Consider the following 21,631-nt stretch of genomic DNA (forward strand, 5'->3'; position numbering starts at 1 on the left):
GCGCGTCACGCGGGTTTCGTCGCCTCGCTCCGAAGCAATGAATCGGCACAACCGGAGACCGATTCAGTTTGTCGAATCGCATTGAACGCCGCGCATCGTGTTGAAGTCGCGGCATGACCTTGACGAGGAGACGTCGCCGCGCACCGTCGAGCGACGGCGCAATGCGGTGGCCGCCACGACGATGACGCATCCTTGCGCACCATTTCATGGCTCGACTCGCCGACGCGCACCGTCGTTCTGGACGTGCGCGTGGCTGCTCGCCATCGCGTTGACGCTGCACGGCCATGCGGCTCACGCACAAAATGCGCCCAGGGTCGTCGACATTCCGACGCGCCCCGGCGTCACGCAACGGTTTCTCTTCATCGCACCGCAAACGCCGAAAATAGCGGCGATTCTCTATGCCGGCGGACACGGTGGACTGCAGTTGGACCCGTCGGGAAGATTCGGATGGGGAGAAGGCAATTTCCTGGTCCGCACCAGAACGATGTTCGTCGATAAAGGCATTGCCGTGGCGGTCATCGACGCACCGAGCGACCGGCAATCCGCGCCCTACCTCAACGGCTTTCGTCTCTCGCGCGAGCACGCCGACGATGCGCGCGCCGTGATCGCATGGTTGAAGACGCAGTTGCACATACCGGTCTGGCTCGTGGGAACGAGCCGCGGCACGCAATCCGTTGCGGCCATTGCGATCGCGCTGGCCGGCGGCGGCGGGCCCGACGGCATCGTGCTGACCTCGACGATCCTGCGCGACAACCGCGGCGGCGACCCGGTCACGAACATGGATCTCGCGAGCCTCAGGATTCCGGTGCTCGTCGTGCACCATGAAAAAGACGGCTGCAAGTTTTGCCCGGTGTCCGAGACGGATACGCTGATGAAGAAACTGGACCAGTCGCCGAAAGCCGATTTGATGATCGTGTCGGGCGGCACGTCGCGCGGCGATCCGTGCGAGGCGTTCGCCTATCACGGCTTCAATGGCGTGGAGGGCAGCATCGTCGATGCGATCTCGGCGTGGATGCTTGCGCGTTGAGCATGTCGTATCCGTAACGGGATCGCACGTTCGTGGCGACGCTTCGCGGAAGTTCGCCGCCGAAGGTTTTCCGTCAGTGATCTGCGCATGCGATATCGGGAATCGACGACGCGAGCCGAACCCGATCGCATGTCGCCATGCTTACGGGCTCCCCGCTTCGTCCGGCTTCTTCTGCAATTTCGCCGGCAGCCGCCAGTTTCCGCTACGTCGCAACCCGTCGACGAACTTCGCGCGCTCGTCCGGTGTCAGCGTCGCCGCGAAATCGACGACACTGCGCTCGACCTGCCCGCGCAACGCGGTATCGGCCGCACGCGTACGATCGAGCGCGGCATCGATCGCCGCGCGATCGAGCTGCGGCGCAGCCAGCAAATCCAGCACGGTGATCCGGCCATCGCGCCCCTCGCGCGCGAAATCCCGACCGTCCTTGCGCGCCGCCTTCAGCGCCGCGGCAAATTCCCGCCGACGCGCGTCGGTCAATTCGTCCGCGGCGAAACGCAGCGCGGTGTGCTGCGCAGGCATGCCGGCCACATGCAGGCCGCGATGCGTCGAGAACCACTGATACGCGCCGCCGCCGATCGCGCCGAGCATGAACACGTTCAGCACGACGGAGCCGACGAGGATGTACTTCCAGCCGCGTTCGCTCACTCGTCGCCTCCGTCGATGCTCGGGCCGCCGAACGTCGTCGTCAGGTAGCCGGGTTCGTGCTGCGCGATCGGCGCGCTGCCGAGCATCAGCATCGACACGGCCACCGCGCCCGCCAGCGCACCGGCCAGCCCGACGCCCGCGAACGCCGCGCCCGACCACCACACATTGCCGCGCCGCCGCGCGCGTTGCGGCGCGGGCGCCGTCGCGACGATGCGTTCGACCAGCGCCGGCGCGGGCGGCGCAACCGTGTCTTGCGCGAGCCACGCATCGAGGTCGGCCGCATCGTCGAGCGCCTCCAGTGCGTCGCGCGGATGCGCCTGGGCCCACGCTTCGGCCGCCGCACGTTCGTCCTGCGGCCAGCGCCGCGCATCCGAGCCATACGCGGCGACGATGGTACGGAATCGTTCGGGTGTCATCGCTTTTCCTCGCTAGGTGGGTCGCCGGCCAGTTGCGCACGCAGGTTGCGTCTCGCGCGCGCGAGCAGGCTTTCCAGCGCATCGACGGTGATGCCCATCAGGTTGGCCGCTTCGATGTTCGACATTTCCTGATAGTACTGGAGCACGAGCGCCTCCCGCTGCCTCGGCGGCAACGCGGCGAGCGCGTCACGCACGCGCGCGTCGCGCGAGCGCAGCTCCGCGTGCGCGGCCGGCCCGGGTTGCGTGTCGGGCACCTCGGGCAGCGTGTCGACCGGCTCCTCGCGCCGCCCGCGCAAGCGGTCGTAGCAGAGGTTCAGCACGACGCGATGCAGCCACGTGTCGAAGCGCGCCTCGCCTTCCCGCCAGCGCGGCGCGTGATTCCAGATCCGCAGGAAGGTTTCCTGCGCGACGTCCTCCGCTTCGTTGCGGTCGCCGAGCATGCGGGTCGCCAGCGCGAGCAGTCGCGGCAGCTTGCGGGCGACGAGCACGCGCACGGCCGACGCGTCGCGCGCGCCGACCCGTGCGACGAGTTCCGCGTCCGGATCGCCGTCGCTCAACGCAGGTTGCTCCGCCGTGTGCCGCGCATGCGCCGCACTGTACCGGCGGGTGCGCCCGCCGTCCGGATGAAGCTCATCGTCGTGCTCTCCTTGCATGCGTCGGGCCGGCGCCGCCGGGCGCCACGCCGACGGTTCGGCGGCGTGTGGTGCGCCGCGCCCGATGTCGGCACTGTCGGCTTCATCGACATCCGGCTCGAACCGCATACCGATCCTGTCGATCGCTCGCCGGGCGCCGCGACCTGCGGCAGCCGGCCGGCGCGATCAATATACGACGACCGGCGCGGGCCGGTAATAGGCGGGACGCGCCGGCACCACGACGCAGCCGGCCAGCACGATGACCGCGGCCGCCAGTATCACGATGGTTCGGAAAGGCATGGTTCGACTCATGGCGTCTGGACGAAATTCCGCCGCGCCGGCGCTGCGCGCCGCGCGACACCGTGTGCATCACGCCCAGTGGCCCGGCACCCAGCGCCAACCGGGGCCACGCGGAGCCCAGTGTCCGGGCACCCAGCGATAGCCCACGCGAACCGTCTGCCAGTGTCCGGGGACCCACACGTAGCGGCCCTGCCGCCAGCGCCAGTGGCCGTGATCCCACACATAGCCCGCACGCGGCGCCGGCACGACTTCGACGCGCGCCGGCGGCGGTGCGACCGGCGCGACGATAACGGCCTGTGCGAATACGGCGGACGTCGCCAGCGCCGCTGCGCAGCCGGCAGCTAATCGCAATGATGCGGAAAGTTTCATGAAAGACTCCGAAGCGTCGGCTCAGCCGGAAGCAGCTGTTCATTTCCTTGAACGACGCGTGCGGACGAAATCCGTCGCGCCATCGGCAAATATATTTCCGCCGCGACGAAAGCACCGATGCAGGCGAGCGATACGTTGTTTGCCGTCTGTCACAACCCGGCAAAACAGCCCTTCGACAATGCGTGTCACCGGGATCCCGCTCGTTTCCGGCCCACGCCCCGGCCGCGCATGCGCCGGCCGGGCGGTTCCTCATCTCGCGTCCCAATCAACGAAAATACGATCATGTCGAACCCGGACAACTTCTCCGCCGAGCCGAACGAGCCGGCCGCTTCCGTATCGCGTCGCGGCTTCCTGAAACTGGCCGGCGTATCGAGCCTCGCCACCGCCGCGGGCGGGCTTGCGGCCGCCCGTGCCGCCGCGTCGAGCCCGGACGGCACGCCCGAGCAGGTTCACCTGACGTGGGGTAGCGACCCGACGTCCGAAGTCGCGATCTCGTGGGTGTCGCTCGCGCCGGCCGTCAATCCACGCGCGCGCATCGTCGCCGACGGCGAGGCGGCACGCACCGTGCACGGCGTGCAGCGTATCTACACCGATGGCCTGAACGGCGAGACCGTGTTCACGTATCACGCCCGCGTGCACGGACTGAAGCCGGACACGCGCTACCGCTACGAGCTGACGGCCGACAACGACAGCAACGCCGCACAGCCGTTCTCCGCGACCTTCACGACCGCGCCGCGCGGCCGCGCGCCGTTCCGCTTCACGAGCTACGGCGACCTCGCGACGCCGAATGGCGCATGGGTGCTGTCGTCGCCGCAAAGCCGCTTCGCGGTGCAGGCCGTCGAGCAGTTCCAGCCGCTGTTCCACCTGCTGAACGGCGACCTCTGCTACGCGAACCTGAACCCCGCGCATCAGCCCGAGGTGTGGCGCGACTTCGGCAACAACAACCAGACCTCGGCTGCGAATCGTCCGTGGATGCCGTGCCCCGGCAATCACGAGATCGAATTCAACAACGGCCCGCAAGGCCTCGACTCGTATCTCGCGCGCTACACCCTGCCGGAGAACGGCACGCGCTTTCCCGGCCGCTGGTACAGCTTCCGCGTGAGCTCGGTGCTGTTCATCTCGCTCGACGCCGACGACGTCGTGTATCAGGACGCGGCCGCGTTCGTCGGCGGCCCGGATCCGCTCGTGCCGGCCGCGAGCACCGGCCGCCCGCCGATCGCGCCGGGCACGTCGTTCTACGTGCGCGGCTACAGCAACGGCGAACAGACGCGCTGGCTCGAGCACACGCTGCGTCACGCGTCGCACGACGACGACATCGACTGGATCGTCGTGCAGATGCACCAGGACGCGCTGAGTTCGTCGAAGACGGGCAACGGATCGGACAAGGGCATCCGCGAGGCATGGCTGCCGCTGTTCGATCGCTACGGCGTCGATCTCGTGCTGTGCGGCCACGATCACGACTACGAGCGCAGCTACCCGGTGCGCGGCTGCAATCACCGCGCGGGCGTCGACGCGTCGACCGGCGAAGTCGTCGAGACGCTGCAGCCGCGTCCGGTCGGCACGGCCGATCCGGCGCGCACGACGTTCGACACGAGCCACGGCACGATCCACCTGATCCTCGGCGGCGGCGGCACCAGTGCGCCGCTCGACGTGTACGGCGAGAATCCGGCGACGGGTTTCGCACAGGCGAAGATCTTCACGAAGCCGAACCGGCCGGTGCCGGGCACAGCCGCGAACACGTTCGTGCGCCAGGGCGCCGATGCGCTCGAGGACGCGATCTGGTCCGCGCGCCGCGATACCGGCACGGGGTACGGCATTGCCGTGTTCGACCACGATCCGGGCAAGCCGGGTGGCCAGACGACGATCACGATGCGCTACTACCACGCGCCGGGCGCGGATCAGCAACCGACCGCGCAATACGAGCTGTTCGAGACGATCGAGCTGAGCAAGAAGCGGCGTGGGCATTGATGCGCCGGTCGCCCGCCGCGCGTGAGGGCGTGGCGGACGACCGGGGGCGCATGCACGCCCCGCTCCGCCTCGCGCGGCAGGCATCGCCCGGGTCCGCTATTTCGCACGTCGCGACGGGCTTGCAGCACGCGACCTCCGACGCGTAGACGTACGACACCTCGGCATGCGCGATGCCGGCGAGCGTCGCGAAGACCGCGACAGCGGCGGAAAATGCAAGTTTTGAACGACTCAAGGCCGGGCCCCCGGCTATTGGTTTTGTCGGACTCGATACCTGCAACGACCGCCGTTCGACTCCGTCAGCACCCAAGCGCACTCGTCTAGCTTCGCGATTCCAACGCGATGCGTACGGCCAATCCGGCCAGTACCGTCCCCATCAGCCAGCGCTGAGCCAATGCCCACATCGGCCGTCCGGCAAGAAACCCCGCGATCGCACCGGCCATGCACGCGATCAGCGCGTTGACGCAGACGCTGACCGCGATCTGCACGCAGCCCAGTGCGAGCGATTGCGTCAGCACGCTGCCATGCCCCGGTGAAATGAACTGCGGCAGCAGCGACAGATACATCACCGCGATCTTCGGGTTCGCGAGATTCGTCACGAAGCCCATCGCGAATAGTCTCGCACCGCTGTCGTGCGGCAATTGCCGGACCTGGAACGCCGAGCGACCGCCCGGTTTGAGTGCATTCCACGCGAGATACAACAGATACAGCGCGCCGCAAAAGCGCAACGCGTCGTACGCATACGGCACGGTCAGCACCAGCGCGGTAATGCCGAACGCTGCGCAGAACATGTAGAACACGAACCCCAGCGCCACGCCGCCGAGCGACACCAGCCCCGCGCGGCGGCCCTGGCAGATCGAGCGCGAGATCAGGTAGATCATGTTCGGGCCGGGCGTCAGCACCATGCCGAGCGACAAGAGTCCGAATGCAATCAGGGCGGGCAATGCCGGCATGGCGATATCCTTCGAGGCAATGGAATCAGTGGCGTGTATCCAGCAATGTATTGCATGTCGATATGCGTCGGCATGAATAAACTGCAAGTACCGCATGAGCGCGCTTCATCGCGCCGCGCCCCCCATTACTTGCCCTTGTTCGCCCGCGTCCGGGCCGCCTTGCCTGCCTTGGCGCGCTGCGCGTCGACCAGCTTCACGAACTCGTCGGCGACCGCGTTGCCGGTCGCATTCCACGCCAGGCGCACCGAACGGCGCAGCCTGGGCGACAGCTCCAGCACCCGTCCGCCGAATCGCGTGTAGGTCAGCGTGATGCGCGGAACGATCGACACGCCCATTCCCGCCTCCGCCATCGACAGGATCGTCCGCATCTCGACCACGTTGAACCCGGCGCGCAGTGCCGCACCGTTGCGGGCGAAGTAATCCGCGATGACCGGCCCGCACCCGGCTTTCGAGAAAATGAATGGCGCCGCCGACAACACCTTGGCCGACACGCTCTTGCGGCCGTCGAACGTGTCGTGCGCAGCCACCGCGACGAAATCCTCGTCGAGCAACGGCAAGTCGTGCGCGAACGTCTTGGTGCCCGCCACCACGCCGATGTCGGCCGTCCCGTCGTCGATCCACCCTTCGACTTCCGCGTCCGTGCCTTCGAGCAGCACTGCCGTCACGCCCGGATGCCGCTCTTTCAGCGTCTCCAGCGCAGGCACGACGAACGCCAGCGATACGCTCGGCAACGACGCAACCACCAGCCGCCCTTCGAGCTTGCCGCGCGACAGGCTGAACTGCTGGCGCAGCGTCTGCGCTTCGCGCACGACGTTCTGCACGTACGGCCACAGGCGTTCGCCCGCGGCAGTCAATACGACCGGCTGCCGGTCGCGCAACAGCAGCTTGACCTCGGTGAGCTCTTCCAGTTCGGTCAGCGCGTGGCTGATCGCGGACTGGCTGCGGCTGAGCCGTTCGGCCGCGGCCGTCAGCGAGCCGAGTTCGACCACGGCCGCCAGTGCCTGCAACTGCGCAAGCGTCATCTCGCCTCCTCGTTTCGATGCATGCATTTTTCACATGACAGGGTTGCACATCATGAATCGAATTGTATTGAACGGCGGCAACGACAGGTGGCGCTCGCCGATGCCCCGCGCCGCGCTCGGGTAAGATTCAGCCTCGAACCGTGTTCGTGCTGTCGAAGGGGTGCGCGTCTGCTGCGGTCCGGCTGGCGTAGACCGACGGCCGGACCGCAGCAACCGGGCGACCGGTTCGACTCCCAACCCGACAACAACTGCGTGCCGAGCCGCACGCGCCGGCAGCGAGTGCGCTCGATCGCGCCCGCCGCCGGTTATGTCTCGACCCGCTTCCGATGACCCATCTCGATCTGACTGAAGGTGTGCTGGTTTCCAGCCTGCACGGGCTTGCGCTGCTCGATCTCGCCGGCATCGCCGTCGCGCTGCTGCTCGGCGGCATGGTCAAGGGGATCACCGGCATCGGCGTGCCGCTGGTCGCGATGCCGATCCTCAGCCAGTTCCTGCCGATCCGGCATGCGGTGCTGCTGCTGTCCATGCCGATCATTCTCGGCAACATCCCTCAAGCGCTCGAAGGCGGCGAAGTGCTGGCCACCGCCCGCAAGATCGCCGCGCCGATCGTGGGTACCGTGATCGGCAACGTCGTCGGGGTCGCCATCCTCCTTTCGCTGAACGCCGGGCACGCGCAGGCCGCGTCGGGCGCGCTGCTGATCGTCGCCGCGACGCTGATGCTGAGCGCGCCGAAGCTCAACCTGCCGCCCGCGTGGCAGAAGCCCGTCGGATTCGCGCTCGGGTTCGGCGCGGCGCTGATGGAGAGTATCGCGTCGGTACCGGGGCCGCTGCTCGCCACCTACCTGATTTCGTCCGGCGCGACCGGCCGGGCCTTCACGAAGCAGATCGCGATCATCCTCGTGGTGTCGATCGTCACGCTGATCACGACATTCGGCGGTGTCACGCACGCGAGCGGCGCCGACCTCGCGGTTTCCGCGATGGCCAGCCTGCCGGCCATCGCCGGCATGTGGCTCGTTCGGCCCCTGCGGGACCGGATGTCGCCGCGTATCTTCCGGACCGTCGTGCTGTTGTTCGTGCTGGTCGCCGCGTCACAGATGATCTGGAAGTCCGGCATCTTCCGGCACGCGGCACCGCCCGCCGCGCAGATGGACAACGGGCACGCCGGCAAGAAATGACGCCGGCGACGCCGCCCCTGCTCCCCGACTGCAAGAAATCGCGCATGCGTTCTGAAAGCTCCGAAGCGTAGTATTCGCGGACCTGACGCACCGCGCCCGACTCCGAGAGAACGGGCCGGCGTCCGGTATCGACATTGCTGCTTGCCGGCCGACACCCCGTCGGCGACGGCACGTTCTTCAAAGGCGCGAAATGGACACATGGGTGTTGCTGGGCTGCGGGTTCGGTCTCGGTTTGCTGATTGCCATCTGGGGGATCTGGTCGCTCAAGTAACGTGAGCACGACGAAGTTTTCGCCACGACGTTCGCCGGCGCGCTTCCCCGAGCGCGCCGCCCCTGTTATCCCAGCCCCTCCGCCCTCGCTCCCCGCCACGTTCCCCAAGACGCGTTAGACTGTCCGGATGGAACAATGCCGTTATTGCCAGAGAATCCGCGATGAATGGGATTGCCACGGGGACGAATGCCGCCGTGCGATCGCGAAGGCACTGCGCCGGCAGCGTGCGGGCCTGCCGATGGTGCCCGATCGCATCCGCAACGAATTGCCGTCCGGCGCGCCGACCCAGCAGGTGATCGCAGTCCTGTCGCGCCAGCGCCTGCGCGCGCGCCGCGGCAACGAGGAACGCCGCGAGCGCAAGGAAATCGACGACGCCGACGGCGTCTGATCCCGCGCCAACCCCCGGTCCCGCCCCGTTTACCGGCGCCCCGCCGCCGGGCGTCCGCCCGTGCACGGCGGATCGCCGCCTTCCCGCCCTTCGCTTGCAGATCCCGCAATAGCGACTGGGGCCAGACCGAGCTTATCCTGATATTGTTGCCTCGCCCGCAATGATCTTTCGCTGGAATGCACGTTTACCCTAGGTCCACCGAAGCCTACGATGTAATCAATCGCTTACGACATGGTGTCGACGGCGAAGTCAATAAAACATCGGAGGTCATCATGAAATCGCTCGTTTCCGCAGTCGTCGCCGCTGTTGCCCTGTCCGCCTCGTTCGGCGCATTCGCGCAAAGCACCGTGACTCGCGCCCAGGTGCGCAACGAACTCGTCCAGCTCGAAAACGCCGGCTACAAGCCGAGCCAGTCGAGCCCGTACTACCCGGCCGACATCCAGGCTGCGCAAGACCGCGTGCATGGCGCAGACGCCACCGGCTACGGCGCGCAGCCGGCCCCGGTCGTCCGGGGCGGCGCGCCTGCCGTCAAGGTGCAGAACGCCCGCGACTCGGTCTACTTCGGCCACTAAGCCTGCCGCCGCCGCGCGTGTCGCGCGCGGCTCGCGCCCATCGACGAGCCCGTCCCGCGACGGGCTCGTCGCGTTTGCGCCGCCGGCCGGCGCAACCGTCAGCCGCCAACTCCGTCAGCCGGCGCCGCCGGATGCAATCCGGCCGTCCGATTCCGTGCCGAGCCTGCCACCCAACAGCTCCTGATAACGCACGCACGCGCGTTGTGCGGATGCCTTCGCCGCATACATCGCCGCATCGGCCTTGACGAGCAGTTCCTCGGCCGATGCGCCGTCGGCCGGATACTCGCTGACGCCGATGCTTGCGCCGACGGCCACGTGCCGGTCGCCGAATTCGAGCTCCTCGGCCATCACGAGCTGGATGCGCGACGCGATATCGCCGATCGCCGCGGACGAGCGCACATCGGAAATCAGCACGATGAATTCGTCGCCGCCAAGCCGCGCGGCCATGTCGCCGCTGCGCAGCACCTGGCTCAGCCGTTTCGCGACGGCGACGAGCGCCCGGTCGCCGGCCGCGTGTCCGTGCTGATCGTTGATCTGCTTGAAGCGGTCGAGGTCGACGAACATCACGGCCAGCCCCTGCCGCACCGCGGCCGCATGCCGGATCGCCGCGTCGAGATGCTCCATGAAGAGCAGCCGATTGGGCAGCGCCGTCAGCGGATCGTGGCCGGCGAGGTGCGTGAGTTCCTGCTGCTTCGCGCGCAGCATCGCGACCTGCGTGCGGATCTCGACACGCATGCTGTCGAAACAGCGTGCGAGCACGCCGATCTCGTCCGACCGCGCAACGGGCAGCCGTTCGGCGGCCGGATCGTCGAACACGTGCGTCGCGACGCGCGCGAGCATCTGCAGCGGCCGCGTGATCGCGCGCGCGAACAGGATCGCCAGGATCACCGCCATCACGCTGGAGATGAGCACCATCCGGATGATCCTGTCGCCGAGGATCCCGGCCGGCGTCAGCACGTCGGCGAGCGGACGCGCCATCCCGAGCACGACGAAGCGATTGCCCTCGTTTTTGCCGAACGGCGTGCGCACGAACGCAAACATCTGGCCCGGCGCCTCGTCGGGCTGCCGGAGGCCGTTGAGCGTCACGTGCGTGTCCAGGCCGGCAAACAGCGTGCGCGTCACGCCAAAGCTGTCCTGCATCAGCACGCGCCGCCCGCGATCGAAGCCGAACGTCTGCGACGGATCGGGATGCACGAGGAAATCGCCCCATTCGTTCGCGAGATACACCGCGTAGTCCTGCGGCAAATCGCGCTCGAGCCGGTCGAACATGCGCGACAACGCGACGTCGACGATCAGCGCACCGACGATCCGGCCGGACCTATCGACGACCGGCGTTCCCACGCGCAGGATCGGCAGCCCTTCGGCCGCATGCGAACCGGTCTCGTGATTGATGACGATCGGCGACAGGTAGATATGACCGGGTGCGGTCGCGAGCGTATCGAACACGTAGGAAAACTGCCCCTTCTCCTGGAACGCGCTTTCGGGCAACACGACGACGCCGCGCGTGTCGCGATCGACGCGGATGCGCTCCAGCCCGAAATGTCCGCTCGCTATCAGGCGGATCCGCAGGTATTCGGGGTGGTTCCTCATGAAGCTGTAGTACACCTGCTCGAGCCGCGTGCGCGGCCCGCGATCCGCGTTTTCGTCGCGCGCGACGAGCGGCGACGACGGCAACTGCGCAAGCACGAGCGCGTCGTCGGCGACGTCGGCCAGTGCCGTCGTGAAACGTTGCCCGAGCAGTTGCGTCGACATCAGCAGGCTGTGCTGCGCTTCGTCCACGAGCATCGTCCGGTTCGCGCGATACGCGTAGTAGCCTGTCGTGCCGGACGCGATCACGCCGATGCACGCGAACAGCACGGACAATTTCGACGTGAGCCCGAGCCGGATCATTTTTCGAATCGCTCCGGGCGATCGCCCGACACGATGCGGCTCCACAGCGACTCGCGCCGCGCGATGTCCTCGACCGGCTGAATCCACACGAGATGCGGATGCCCGGCCGCGAGACCGGGGGGCGGTTCGAGCGTGTTCGCGAGCCCCTGGCGTTCGGTCAGCAACGCGCCGATCGCCGGTTCGAGCATGTAGTTGATCCACGCGAACGCGAGTTCGCGACGCTCCGCACCGCGTGTGACGGCCCAGCAGTCGAGCCACGCGAGCGCGCCCTCGTCCGGAATCACGTAGCCGACATCCACGCCGGCGCGACGCAGCAGTTCGACCTGCTGCGTACCGTAGTTGCCGAACATCAATGCCGCGTGATGCTGGACGAACAGCGCGGTCGCCTCTTCGGGAAGCGTGTAATACGTAAGCAGATTGCGACGCAGGTCGATGAGCTTGTGCGCGACGGTCAGCGTCTGCGCGTGCGACAGGCGGAACGGATCGGGATAGCCGAGCGCGAGCGCGGTGAACGAGAAGTTGTGCTGCGCGCTGTTGAAGTCGAGCACCCTGCCGCGGTAGCGGGGATTCCACAATTCAAGCATCGAGCGCGGCGTGTCCGCTACCTGCTTGCGATCGTAGATGAGGCCCATCGACGAATACGTGAACGGAATCCCGTACGTCAGGCCGTCGTACACGAGGCCGCCGATCGCCGCGACATGCCGGAAATTAGGCAGTTGCCGCCGGCGGTTCGGGATACGCGACAGGTCGATCGGCGCGAGCAGGCCTTCACGCGCATAACGCTGGATCTCCGCCGTGTTGGCCGCGAGCACGTCGTACGGCGGCGGAGACGCACTGTGCAGATGCGTCCAGAGCGCCTCGTCGGAATCGACGAACGTGACTTCCACATGCACATGAAATTGCGTCTCGAATGCATCGACCACATCCTGGTCCGCATAGCCGGGCCACGCGAGCACACGCAGTATGCTGTCGGCGGCCATGCCGGCCGACGCCGCGGACGCTGCCAGCGCCGGCACGCAGAACGCGCCCAGCGCCACGACGACGAACAGCCGACGCAAGACACGGCGCACACGCCGACGCGCGCCGATTCCTCTGATCGATGGCTCCCCGTCCTTATTCCCCGGCTGCATTCGACTGTCCTTTTTCGAGCCGATGCGAGATCGTGAAACGAGACCATAAAACGCTCGCGGACGCAATTGGCACAAGTCGCACGAACGCACGCGTCCGGGCGACGGCCGCCGGTTGCGCGCATCGAATCGTCAGATGAAAGCCTGCGCCGCGCGGCCGTGCCGCGAATGCATTCCGCGTGACCGGCAACGCATGCGGTCATGCCCGCATGCCGAGGCCCCCGTCGATGCTCCGCGGCACGTTCAGCGGATTGCCGTCACGCAGCGCGTCGGGCAACAACCCGTCGGGAACGTCCTGGTAGCAGACAGGCCGCAGGAAACGGCCGATCGCGGCGCTGCCGACCGACGTGGAGCGGCCGTCCGACGTCGCCGGATACGGCCCGCCGTGCACCATCGCATGCGCGACTTCGACGCCCGTACCGAAGCCGTTCACGAGGATCCGTCCGGCGCGACGCTCGAGCAGCGGCATGAATGCGCGTGCCGCATCGCGATCGCGCTCGTCCAGATGCAGGGCTGCCGTAAGTTGCCCATCGAGCCGTTCGACGAGTGCGTGCATCGCGTCGAGACTCGGGCACCGCACGACGAGCGACGCGGGGCCGAACACCTCGTCGTGCAATTCTGCGTGTCGCGCGAAATACTCCGCCCGCGTCGCGAACAGCGCCGCGCGGCCCGCATGACGGATGTCGCCGCGCGCCGCGCCACACGCCAGCCGTTCGACGGCGGCATGGTTCGCGAGCCGCTCGACCGCCGAATCGTATGCGGCATGAATGCCCGGCGTCAGCATCGCGGCCGCGGGAAGGTCGGCCAGCGTCGCGGCGGCGGCCGCCTCGAAGCGCCGCAGCGCCGGACCGTCGATGCCCAGAATCAACCCCGGGTTCGTGCAGAACTGGCCGGTGCCGAGCGTCAGCGACGCGGCGAACGCGCGGCCGATCGCTTCCGCACGCGCGTCGAGCGCATGTGGAAACAACAGCACCGGATTCACGCTGCTCATCTCCGCGTACACGGGAATCGGCTGCGGCCGCGCGGCGGCCAGCGTCATCAGCGCGACACCGCCCGCACGCGACCCCGTGAAACCCACCGCCTGGATCCGCGGATGACGCACGAGCGCCGCGCCGACGTCGTGGCCATCGTCGAACAACAGCGAGAACGTACCGTCCGGCATCCCGCATGCGTCGACGGCCTCCCGGATCGCATGCCCCGCCAGCGCCGACGTGCCGGGATGCGCGGGATGCGCCTTCACCACCACGGGGCAGCCGGCTGCAAGCGCCGACGCGGTGTCGCCGCCCGCCACCGAAAAAGCCAGCGGGAAATTGCTCGCGCCGAACACGGCGACCGGGCCGAGCGCGACGTTCTGCAGACGCAGGTCCGCGCGCGGCGACGGCTGACGTTCCGGTTGCGCGGGGTCGATGCGCGCGCCGAGGAACGCGCCGTCCCGCACGACCTGCGCGAACATCCGCAGTTGCGCGACCGTGCGGGCGCGCTCGCCTTCGATCCGCGCGCGCGGCAAGCCGCTTTCCGCAACACAGCGCGCGATCAGCGTGTCGCCGAGCGCCAACAAACGATCGGCGATGGTGTCGAGAAAGGTTGCGCGCGCATCGAGCGTGCGGTTGCGATAGTCGTCGAACGCTTGTGCCGCCAGCGTGCACGCCGCGTCGACGTCCTGCGCCGACGCACGGCCGAACACGGGATCGAGTGCGGCGCCGCTGGCCGGATCGATCGCCTGGAACCCGGCCGCGCCGACAACGTCGTGCCGGCCGATCAGGGAAGCGCAGGAAATATGCATGAATCGTCCTCGGTGAATCGTTGAATCGTTGAATCGATAAGGCATGCCGCCCCGGCATGCCGGCCGTCGGGCAGCATCGGCATACGCGGCAGCCTCAACGGCCCCAGCGCAGCACGAGCGGGTCGAGCGGTCGTGCGATCCGCAACAGGCTTTCGCGCGTGGCCGGATGCATCGCCGGCAGCGGATGACGCACGGCGTCCGACGCGATCACGCCGCCGGCCTTCATCAGCGCCTTCGCGGTCGCGATGCCGCCCTGCCGGTTCTCGTGATTGATCAACGGCAGCCAGCGCTGGTACCGCCGCTCCGCTTCGGCGGCGTCGCCGGCCCCCCATGCGTCGAGGATCGCGCGAATGCCGTCCGGGTAGGCGCCGCCCGTCATCGCCCCCGTCGCACCGGCCTCCAGATCGGCCATCAGCGTGATCGCCTCTTCGCCGTCCCAGGGCCCCACGATCGCGTCGCCGCCGAGCGCGATCAGTTCGCGCAGCTTCGCGGCCGCCTGCGGCACCTCGATCTTGAAGTACGACACGTTCGGAATCTCGATGGCCATCCGCGCGAGCAGCGCGGCGGACAAGTGCGTGCCGCTCGCCGGTGCGTCCTGGATCATGATCGGGATGTCGATCGCATCGGACACGGTGCGGAAGAACTCGACGATCGCCGTCTCGCTCGCGCGGAACGTCGCACCGTGATAGGGCGGCATCACCATCACCATCGCGGCCCCGGCGTCCTGCGCGCGACGGCTGCGCTGCGCGCAGACGGTCGTGCCGAAATGCGACGTCGTGACGATCATGGGCACCCGGCCCGCCACGTGCTCCAGCACGCAGTGCATCACCGCGTCGCGCTCGTCGTCGGCCAGCGAGAACTGCTCGGAGAAATTCGCGAGCACGCACAGGCCGTCCGAGCCCGCGTCGATCATGAAATCGACGCAGCGGCGCTGCCCGTCGAGGTCGAGGCGGCCGTCGTCCGCGAAGATCGTCGGGACGACCGGAAACACGCCGCGATAGCCGGCGGCTGAAAGACTCGATTGCATGGGTGAAACTCCTTGCTGCGAAAGGTGAGGTCAGGTAATGGCGCCGATCTGCCAGGGTACGAACTCGTTCTGTCCGTAGCCGTGCAGTTCGCTGCGCGTCGGGCGGCCCGAGGCCGCATCGAGCATCATCCGGAACAGCGTCGCGCCGAGCGCATCGATGCGCACGCCGCCGTCGAGCACGTCGCCGCAGTTCAGGTCGATGTCGTCGGCCTGCCTGCGCCACAGCGCGCTGTTGGTCGCGAGCTTCAGCGACGGCGTCGGCGCGCACCCGTACGCGGAGCCCCGCCCCGTCGTGAAGCAGATCAGGTTCGCGCCGCCCGCGACCTGGCCGGTCGCGGAGATCGGGTCGTAGCCGGGCGTGTCCATGAACACGAGCCCGTTCGCGCGCACCGGCATCGCATACTCGTAGACTTCGACGAGATTCGTGCTGCCGGCCTTCGCGATGCCGCCGAGCGATTTCTCCAGCACGGTCGTGAGCCCGCCCGCCTTGTTGCCGGCCGACGGATTGTTGTTCATCGATGCGTGATGGCGCGCGCAGTAGTCCTCCCACCAGCGGATGCGCGCGACGAGCTTCTCGCCCACGTCGCGCGACACCGCGCGGCGCGTGAGCAGATGCTCGGCGCCGTAGATCTCCGGCGTCTCGGACAGGATCGCCGTGCCCCCGTGCCGCACCAGCAGGTCGACCGCCGCGCCGAGCACCGGATTCGCGGTAATGCCCGAATAGCCGTCGGAGCCGCCGCACTGCAGACCGACCGTCAGGTGGCTCGCGCTTACCGGCTCGCGCCGCACCTCGTTCGCGGCGGCGAGCATCGACTCGACGAGCGCGATGCCCTTCTCGATCGTCTTGCGGGTGCCGCCGCTGTCCTGGATCGTGAAGGTGCGCAACCGCGCGTGTTCGGCCAGCCCCTGCGTCTCGAGCAGGCGCGGGATCTGGTTGGTTTCGCAACCGAGACCGATCATGAGCACCGCCGCGAAATTCGGGTGGCACGCATAGCCGCCGAGCGTGCGCTGCAGGATCGCGAGCGCCTCGCCGTCCGGGTCGACCGCGCAGCCGACGCCATGCGTCAGCGCGACGACGCCGTCGACGTTCGGATACGCCGCGAGCGCCTCCGGATGGATGTCCCGGCGGAAATGATCGGCGATCGCGCGCGCCACTGTCGCCGAGCAATTCACGGAAGTCAGGATGCCGATGTAATTTCGCGTCCCGACGCGACCGTCCTCGCGCACGATGCCGTCGAAGGTCGCACGCTGCGCGTCCGGCACGAAATCGGTTGCACACGCACCCGCGCCGAACGCGTAGTCCCGCGCGAACTCGCCCATGTCGAGGTTGTGCGTATGAACGTGCTGGCCGGGCCGGATCGACTGGCTCGCGAAGCCGATGATCTGGCCGTAGCGATGCACGGGTGCGCCGGCCGCGATCGCGCGCGTCGCGATCTTGTGGCCGGCCGGGATCAGCCCGGCGACGGTCACGCCTTCGTCGTCGATGAGCGTGCCGCCCACGAGTTGCTCGACGGCGACGACGACGTCGTCGGCGGGATGGAGCCGGATCGTGCGCGCGCGCGGCGCGGCGGGCGCCGGCCGGGTTTCGATGGAAAGGGACGACATGGTGGTTTCCGGTTGGATCAGGCGACGGGCATCAGTCGAGGCCGCGATCGCGATAGTCGATGAGGCTCGCGCAAACTGCCAGGCCGAACGCGGCCACGACGAAGAACATCAGCGCGAGGAAATAGGTGCCGGTGAATTGCACGATGAGGCCGATCAGGATCGGCACGATGACGCCGACGATGTTGCCGCCGAAGTTCATCGCACCGGCCAGCAGGCCCGCGCGGGACTGGCCGCCGAGCGTCGCGGGCACGCCCCAGAACATCCCGCACCAGCGGATGAAGAACAACGCGATCGACAGCAGCACGACGACGCTGACGAGCCCCGTCGCGAAGCTCACGGCGAGAATCGCCGCGGCGGACGCGAAGCCCGCGACCGAGAACATCGAGCGCATCACGCGGTTCGGTGCGCCGCCGGCCGCGCGCCACTTGTCGGCAACCCAGCCGCCGAACAACTCGCCGACGAAGCCGCACATGAAGATGATGAAAGTCGCGCCGCCCATCTGCTTCAGGTCGAAGCCGTGCGCCTTGTGCAGGTAGCTCGGCATCCACGTCATCAACCCGTAGAACACGCTGTTGTAGCAGGCCCAGCTCGCGAACATGAACAGCACGGAACGGTCGCGCAGCAGTTCGCGGAACGGCACGCGCGCCTTCGGCTCGCCGGTGCCCGCCGCGGCCGCATGCGCGCTCACGTGCTCCAGTTCGGCCGCATTCACGCCAGCATGTTCGGACGGATGATTGCGGATGTACCACCACGCGCCGATGCCGACCACGATCGTGCCCACGCCCGCGACGACGAACGCCAGCCGCCACGAACCGAGGCCCGCGATCAGCGCGGTGATGATGATCGCGCCGCAGGCCGAGCCGAGCGGCGCGCCGCCGTCGAGCAGCGCCGCGCCGCGGCCGCGCTCGGACGGCGTGAGCCACGTGCCCGCGAGCTTCGCGCCGGCCGGCATGATCGGCGACTCGGCGATGCCGAGCCCGAGCCGCGTCAGCAGCAGCGGCACCCAGCTGAAGCAGACGGCCGCGACGGCCTGGCACGCCCCCCACGCGATCGTGGCAAGGCCGACGATCGTGCGCGCCTTGAAGCGGTCGACCAGCAGCCCGCTCGGAATCTGCATCAGCGCGTAGGTCCAGAAGAACGCGCTCAGCAGCACGCCCTCCATCGCCGGCGACAGGCTGAATTCGGTCGAGATGATCGGCAGCGCGACCGACAGCGACGCGCGATCGATGTAATTGATCGACGACAGCAACAGCAGCAGCCAGAAAATCCGCCAGCGCACGGCAGTCGGCGCGGCGGCCGGGGCATGGACCGTCTGGCGGGGTCCGGCTGAGTCTTCGATATGCATGCCTGTCTCCAGTGGGGATGATCGTCGGCCTGCTTTTTCCTTCGCGATGGCCAACTAATATATTAGTTGGCCATTATAGAGATGCACTCGGGCGGCGTCACCGGGGTAAACCCGCTGACCGGTTCGAGCCGAGCGGCTGATTTGCGGCGCGACATCCCGGAAATGATTCGTGCACTAATATACTGATCGACCGGCCCGCGCCGGCCCGCACCGGAGTGCGACGCGACCGCGTGCCGGCTACCTGCCACCCTCTTGCCGATTTATGAAGTCAGAACCCACCGTCCAGGACACTTTCATCGCCCGCCTGATCCCCGCGGACTTCGCGCTGGACCGCTCGCAGGCGCTGTCCGCGCAGATTCACGCGCTGTTGCGCGACGCGATCGTGACGATGACGCTGCACCCGAACGACGTGATCTATGAGCGCGCGATCGCCGACGCGCTCGGCGTGTCGCGCACGCCCGTGCGCGAGGCGCTGCTGCAGCTTGCGCGCGAGGAGCTCGTATTGATTGCCGCGCAGTCGGGCACCTTCGTCGCGCCGGTGAAACGCGAACAGTTCGCCGAGAGCGCATTGATCCGCAAGGTGCTGGAAACCGCCGCCATCCGCCGCGCGGCCGAGGTCATCAGCGCGCGCGAGCTCGAGCAGCTGCACGACATCCAGGAAGCCCACCGGCGCGCAATCGCGCGCGGCAACGCGGTCGCCGCGATCGCCTGCGACAACGCGTTCCATGCGACCGTCAGCGCGGCCGCACGGCTGCCGCGTGTGCAGCAGCTCGTCGAGTTCGTGCGCGCACCGATCGATCGCGTGCGGCACGTGACCGTGCGCGACCCGGTCGTCGGCGAAGTCACGCTCGCGCAACACCAGAAGCTGCTCGACGCGCTCGAATGTCACGATGCCGACGCGGCCGAGCGCGCGCTGCACGAGCACCTCGACGACGCCTACGCGCGGCAGCAGCGTGCGTACGACGCCAATGTCGCGCTGTTCGAGGGGACCTGACACGCGCGCCGGGCACGCCGATGAAGCGCCCGCCTTCCGCGGCCCGACATCCGGACGACAAACGGCTTCCCGGGACGGCGAACCCCCGGGCTAGCGCCAGGCCTGGGTGAACTCGGCAATCACGCGCGACAGGTGCGCGCGCATCGCCGGAACTTCGGGCTGCCCGGCATCGTGAAGAACCGCGACGATCTCGCGCGGATCCTGTGCATCGTCGACACGCCCGCGAACGGGCTGACGCTGTGCTCGGGCTCGCAGAACGACGTCGAGGCGCCCGTGCAAACGCAAGCGGCGCGATAAACCGCCCCTCCCGAGGCAGCCGGCCCAGCGGATCGCCGGTCGCCCGTCACGACATTCCGCGTGGAGACTTCCATACCACGCATCCGATGGACCATGATCCTGATGTGCTTCCTGGCCAACGTCTTGACATCCTCCGCCGCCTGAAGGCGATGGATTCCTACCGCGTCTGAAGCGATGATGCTTATTTCAGATCGGATCGGCGGGTTCCTGCTTCACGGAGCGGCCCGACTGCACCGACTCTCCACAGGCTGCAACGCGGTGTCCCCGCGCCAGTATGTTGATCGCACCGACCACATCGGCATGGTCCTCATGCCCGCACCCGACACAGCGAAATACGGCCTGCGTCTGCCGGTTCTCGATACTCACATATTCGCAGGCCGGGCACGTCCGACTCGTATTCGCCGCAGGCACTGCGACGAGCCAACCGCCATGCCACGCCAGCTTGTAGTCCAGTTGACGACGAAATTCGAACCAACCCTGATCGAGGATGGCTTTGTTGAGACCGGACTTGGCCTGAACGTTTCTGCCCGGGGCATCGGAATTGCCGGCCGCCGATCTCGACATATTGCGCACCTGCAAGTCCTCGATGCACACCATCGCGTGGTTTTGGCTGATCGTGGTCGTAGCTTTGTGCAGGTAGTCGCGGCGAGCGTTGCCGATGCGGGCATGGATACGCTGGATGCGCGCCTTTGCCTTCTTCCAGTTGCGGCTGAACTTGACCTTTCGGCTCATTGCCCGCTGCGCACGACGCAGCCTGGCCTTGTGCCGCTTGAAGCTGTTGAGCGGCGCGAGAAAGCTTCCGTCGCTCAGCGTGGCAAACCGTGCGATGCCCAGGTCGATGCCGATCGCGCTGGTGGCCTGTGGCACCGGTTGCGCGACTTCACGCGAGGTCTGAATCGACACGAACCATTTGCCTGCGTGTCGCGACACGGTTGCATTACGTACTTCGCCCAACACATCCCGGCTGTTGCGATAACGGAGCCAGCCAAGCTTGGGCAGAAAGATGCGGTTGCCGACCTGATCGAGCTTGATCTGCTTCGAGTCCGGGTAGCGGAAGCTGTCGCCATGCCCCTTCTTCTTAAAGCGCGGGAAAGCCGCACGCTTGGCGAAGAAGTTCTTGTACGCTCGCTCCAGATCCTTGAGCGCGTGTTGGAGCGGATGCACCGGGGCATCTTTGAGCCAAGGCGTTTCCGTGCCGTTACGCCATGCCGTCAGGTGCTTTGCCATCGTGACATACCCGATGAACTTGTCGTCCGTCTCGTAGTTCTCCTTCTGCAACGCCAGCGCCTTGTTGAAAACGAAACGGCATGCCCCGGCGAAGCCGCACATATTGCACTGCTGCTCGCCGTTTGGCGTCAGTTCGAACTTGAACGCCCGGAGTCGTTGCATCGGGCCATTGTATGTTCGGCCTACAAGCGAGAGTCAAGCCATTCGACGCGGTCGGTGTTTACCGTCGCAACCGGCGCCGCGCGGACTCGCGCAGTTCGTCGGCGTGCGGTTGATGCTGGGCGGCGGCGAAGCGGCCGAGATCCCGTCGATCACGAAGGGCTCGTTCGTCGTGCCGCTCGCGGTTGCCGGCGCACTGTGCGTGGTCGGCGCGCTGTCGTACCTGTTCGTCGTCGGCAAGGTCGAACCGCTGCCGCCACTCCGTCACGGCGCGAACGGACGCAACGCGGAGCCGAACGCGGCCTGATGCCGCGCAGGCGTCGAAAGCGCGGGAAGTACCTGACGTGCCGCGCAAGCACGCGTGATCGCGGCCGTCGCGCTTTCCTTTTCGGGCCGCTCGTCGGACAATGACCCGCGCCCGCCGGCGCGGCGCCGCACCGGC

19 protein-coding genes and 2 pseudogenes are annotated in these 21,631 nt (G+C 67.6%); 8 read left to right on the forward strand and 13 right to left on the reverse strand.

Going from position 1 to position 21,631, the window contains the following annotated elements:
* The first annotated feature begins 166 nt into the window (after positions 1–166).
* Positions 167–1,027, forward strand: a complete 861-nt coding sequence (locus DIE13_RS00340) for an alpha/beta hydrolase (RefSeq protein ID WP_244107105.1) — start codon at positions 167–169, stop codon at positions 1,025–1,027.
* A 141-nt stretch (positions 1,028–1,168) separates the two neighbouring features.
* Here DIE13_RS00340 and DIE13_RS00345 read toward each other — a convergent pair whose 3' ends face one another.
* The 4 genes from DIE13_RS00345 to DIE13_RS00360 form a co-directional block, all read right to left on the reverse strand.
* Complete coding sequence (locus DIE13_RS00345; RefSeq protein ID WP_124825285.1) at positions 1,169–1,672, reverse strand: periplasmic heavy metal sensor; 504 nt, start codon at positions 1,670–1,672, stop codon at positions 1,169–1,171.
* Positions 1,669–2,088, reverse strand: a complete 420-nt coding sequence (locus DIE13_RS00350) for a hypothetical protein (protein WP_124825286.1) — start codon at positions 2,086–2,088, stop codon at positions 1,669–1,671. The genes DIE13_RS00345 and DIE13_RS00350 overlap by 4 nt, the downstream gene beginning before the upstream one ends.
* Complete coding sequence (locus tag DIE13_RS00355; protein ID WP_124825287.1) at positions 2,085–2,849, reverse strand: RNA polymerase sigma factor; 765 nt, start codon at positions 2,847–2,849, stop codon at positions 2,085–2,087. Before DIE13_RS00355 ends, DIE13_RS00350 begins: the two co-directional genes overlap by 4 nt.
* Before the next feature lie 240 nt (positions 2,850–3,089).
* Entirely contained in the window at positions 3,090–3,389 is a 300-nt protein-coding gene (locus DIE13_RS00360; RefSeq protein WP_124825288.1) for a YXWGXW repeat-containing protein, read from the reverse strand.
* 282 nt (positions 3,390–3,671) lie between these two features.
* Here DIE13_RS00360 and DIE13_RS00370 point away from each other — a divergent pair, with 282 nt between their 5' ends.
* Positions 3,672–5,357 (forward strand): purple acid phosphatase family protein, encoded by a 1,686-nt coding sequence (locus tag DIE13_RS00370; RefSeq protein ID WP_124825290.1) that lies wholly within the window; start codon positions 3,672–3,674, stop codon positions 5,355–5,357.
* 317 nt (positions 5,358–5,674) lie between these two features.
* Here DIE13_RS00370 and DIE13_RS00375 read toward each other — a convergent pair whose 3' ends face one another.
* A complete protein-coding gene (locus tag DIE13_RS00375; RefSeq protein ID WP_124825291.1) occupies positions 5,675–6,307 on the reverse strand; it encodes a LysE family translocator in 633 nt (210 codons plus the stop codon).
* 125 nt (positions 6,308–6,432) lie between these two features.
* A complete protein-coding gene (locus DIE13_RS00380) occupies positions 6,433–7,329 on the reverse strand; it encodes a LysR family transcriptional regulator (protein WP_124825292.1) in 897 nt (298 codons plus the stop codon).
* A 326-nt stretch (positions 7,330–7,655) separates the two neighbouring features.
* On the opposite strand from DIE13_RS00380, the gene DIE13_RS00385 reads away from it, so the two are divergent.
* The 3 genes from DIE13_RS00385 to DIE13_RS00395 all read left to right on the forward strand — a co-directional run bounded on the left by DIE13_RS00385 (position 7,656) and on the right by DIE13_RS00395 (position 9,735).
* Positions 7,656–8,504 carry a sulfite exporter TauE/SafE family protein gene (locus tag DIE13_RS00385; protein ID WP_124825293.1) on the forward strand — a complete coding sequence of 283 codons (849 nt, stop codon included), beginning with the start codon at positions 7,656–7,658 and terminating at the stop codon, positions 8,502–8,504.
* A 398-nt stretch (positions 8,505–8,902) separates the two neighbouring features.
* Positions 8,903–9,163 carry a hypothetical protein gene (locus DIE13_RS00390; protein ID WP_006760082.1) on the forward strand — a complete coding sequence of 87 codons (261 nt, stop codon included), beginning with the start codon at positions 8,903–8,905 and terminating at the stop codon, positions 9,161–9,163.
* A gap of 272 nt (positions 9,164–9,435) precedes the next feature.
* Positions 9,436–9,735, forward strand: a complete 300-nt coding sequence (locus tag DIE13_RS00395) for a DUF4148 domain-containing protein (RefSeq protein ID WP_124825294.1) — start codon at positions 9,436–9,438, stop codon at positions 9,733–9,735.
* A gap of 114 nt (positions 9,736–9,849) precedes the next feature.
* On the opposite strand, the gene DIE13_RS00400 is transcribed toward DIE13_RS00395, so the two are convergent.
* The 6 genes from DIE13_RS00400 to DIE13_RS00425 all read right to left on the reverse strand — a co-directional run bounded on the left by DIE13_RS00400 (position 9,850) and on the right by DIE13_RS00425 (position 18,512).
* Positions 9,850–11,625, reverse strand: a complete 1,776-nt coding sequence (locus tag DIE13_RS00400) for a diguanylate cyclase domain-containing protein (RefSeq protein WP_124825295.1) — start codon at positions 11,623–11,625, stop codon at positions 9,850–9,852.
* Positions 11,622–12,755 carry an extracellular solute-binding protein gene (locus DIE13_RS00405; RefSeq protein ID WP_124825296.1) on the reverse strand — a complete coding sequence of 378 codons (1,134 nt, stop codon included), beginning with the start codon at positions 12,753–12,755 and terminating at the stop codon, positions 11,622–11,624. The genes DIE13_RS00400 and DIE13_RS00405 overlap by 4 nt, the downstream gene beginning before the upstream one ends.
* Before the next feature lie 196 nt (positions 12,756–12,951).
* Positions 12,952–14,535 carry an aldehyde dehydrogenase (NADP(+)) gene (locus tag DIE13_RS00410; RefSeq protein ID WP_124825297.1) on the reverse strand — a complete coding sequence of 528 codons (1,584 nt, stop codon included), beginning with the start codon at positions 14,533–14,535 and terminating at the stop codon, positions 12,952–12,954.
* 94 nt (positions 14,536–14,629) lie between these two features.
* Positions 14,630–15,562 carry a dihydrodipicolinate synthase family protein gene (locus DIE13_RS00415; RefSeq protein WP_124825298.1) on the reverse strand — a complete coding sequence of 311 codons (933 nt, stop codon included), beginning with the start codon at positions 15,560–15,562 and terminating at the stop codon, positions 14,630–14,632.
* 30 nt (positions 15,563–15,592) lie between these two features.
* Complete coding sequence (locus DIE13_RS00420; protein WP_124825299.1) at positions 15,593–17,167, reverse strand: UxaA family hydrolase; 1,575 nt, start codon at positions 17,165–17,167, stop codon at positions 15,593–15,595.
* A 31-nt stretch (positions 17,168–17,198) separates the two neighbouring features.
* Positions 17,199–18,512 carry an MFS transporter gene (locus DIE13_RS00425; protein WP_124825300.1) on the reverse strand — a complete coding sequence of 438 codons (1,314 nt, stop codon included), beginning with the start codon at positions 18,510–18,512 and terminating at the stop codon, positions 17,199–17,201.
* Positions 18,513–18,774: 262 nt separating this feature from the next.
* On the opposite strand from DIE13_RS00425, the gene DIE13_RS00430 reads away from it, so the two are divergent.
* Positions 18,775–19,506: a GntR family transcriptional regulator gene (locus tag DIE13_RS00430; RefSeq protein WP_124825301.1), complete on the forward strand. Its 732-nt coding sequence runs from the start codon at positions 18,775–18,777 to the stop codon at positions 19,504–19,506.
* 153 nt (positions 19,507–19,659) lie between these two features.
* Positions 19,660–19,785, forward strand: a pseudogene (locus DIE13_RS00435) (mannonate dehydratase); the annotation flags it as partial.
* A gap of 204 nt (positions 19,786–19,989) precedes the next feature.
* Here the strand turns inward: DIE13_RS00435 and DIE13_RS00440 are convergent.
* On the reverse strand, positions 19,990–21,192 hold the full coding sequence (locus DIE13_RS00440) for an RNA-guided endonuclease TnpB family protein (protein WP_124825302.1): 1,203 nt from the start codon (positions 21,190–21,192) through the stop codon (positions 19,990–19,992).
* A gap of 145 nt (positions 21,193–21,337) precedes the next feature.
* On the opposite strand from DIE13_RS00440, the pseudogene DIE13_RS00445 reads away from it, so the two are divergent.
* Positions 21,338–21,496: pseudogene (locus DIE13_RS00445) on the forward strand (MFS transporter); the annotation flags it as partial.
* Positions 21,497–21,631: the final 135 nt, after the last annotated feature.

It is taken from the genome of Burkholderia sp. Bp9016, from assembly GCF_003857765.1.
GTDB lineage: Bacteria > Pseudomonadota > Gammaproteobacteria > Burkholderiales > Burkholderiaceae > Burkholderia.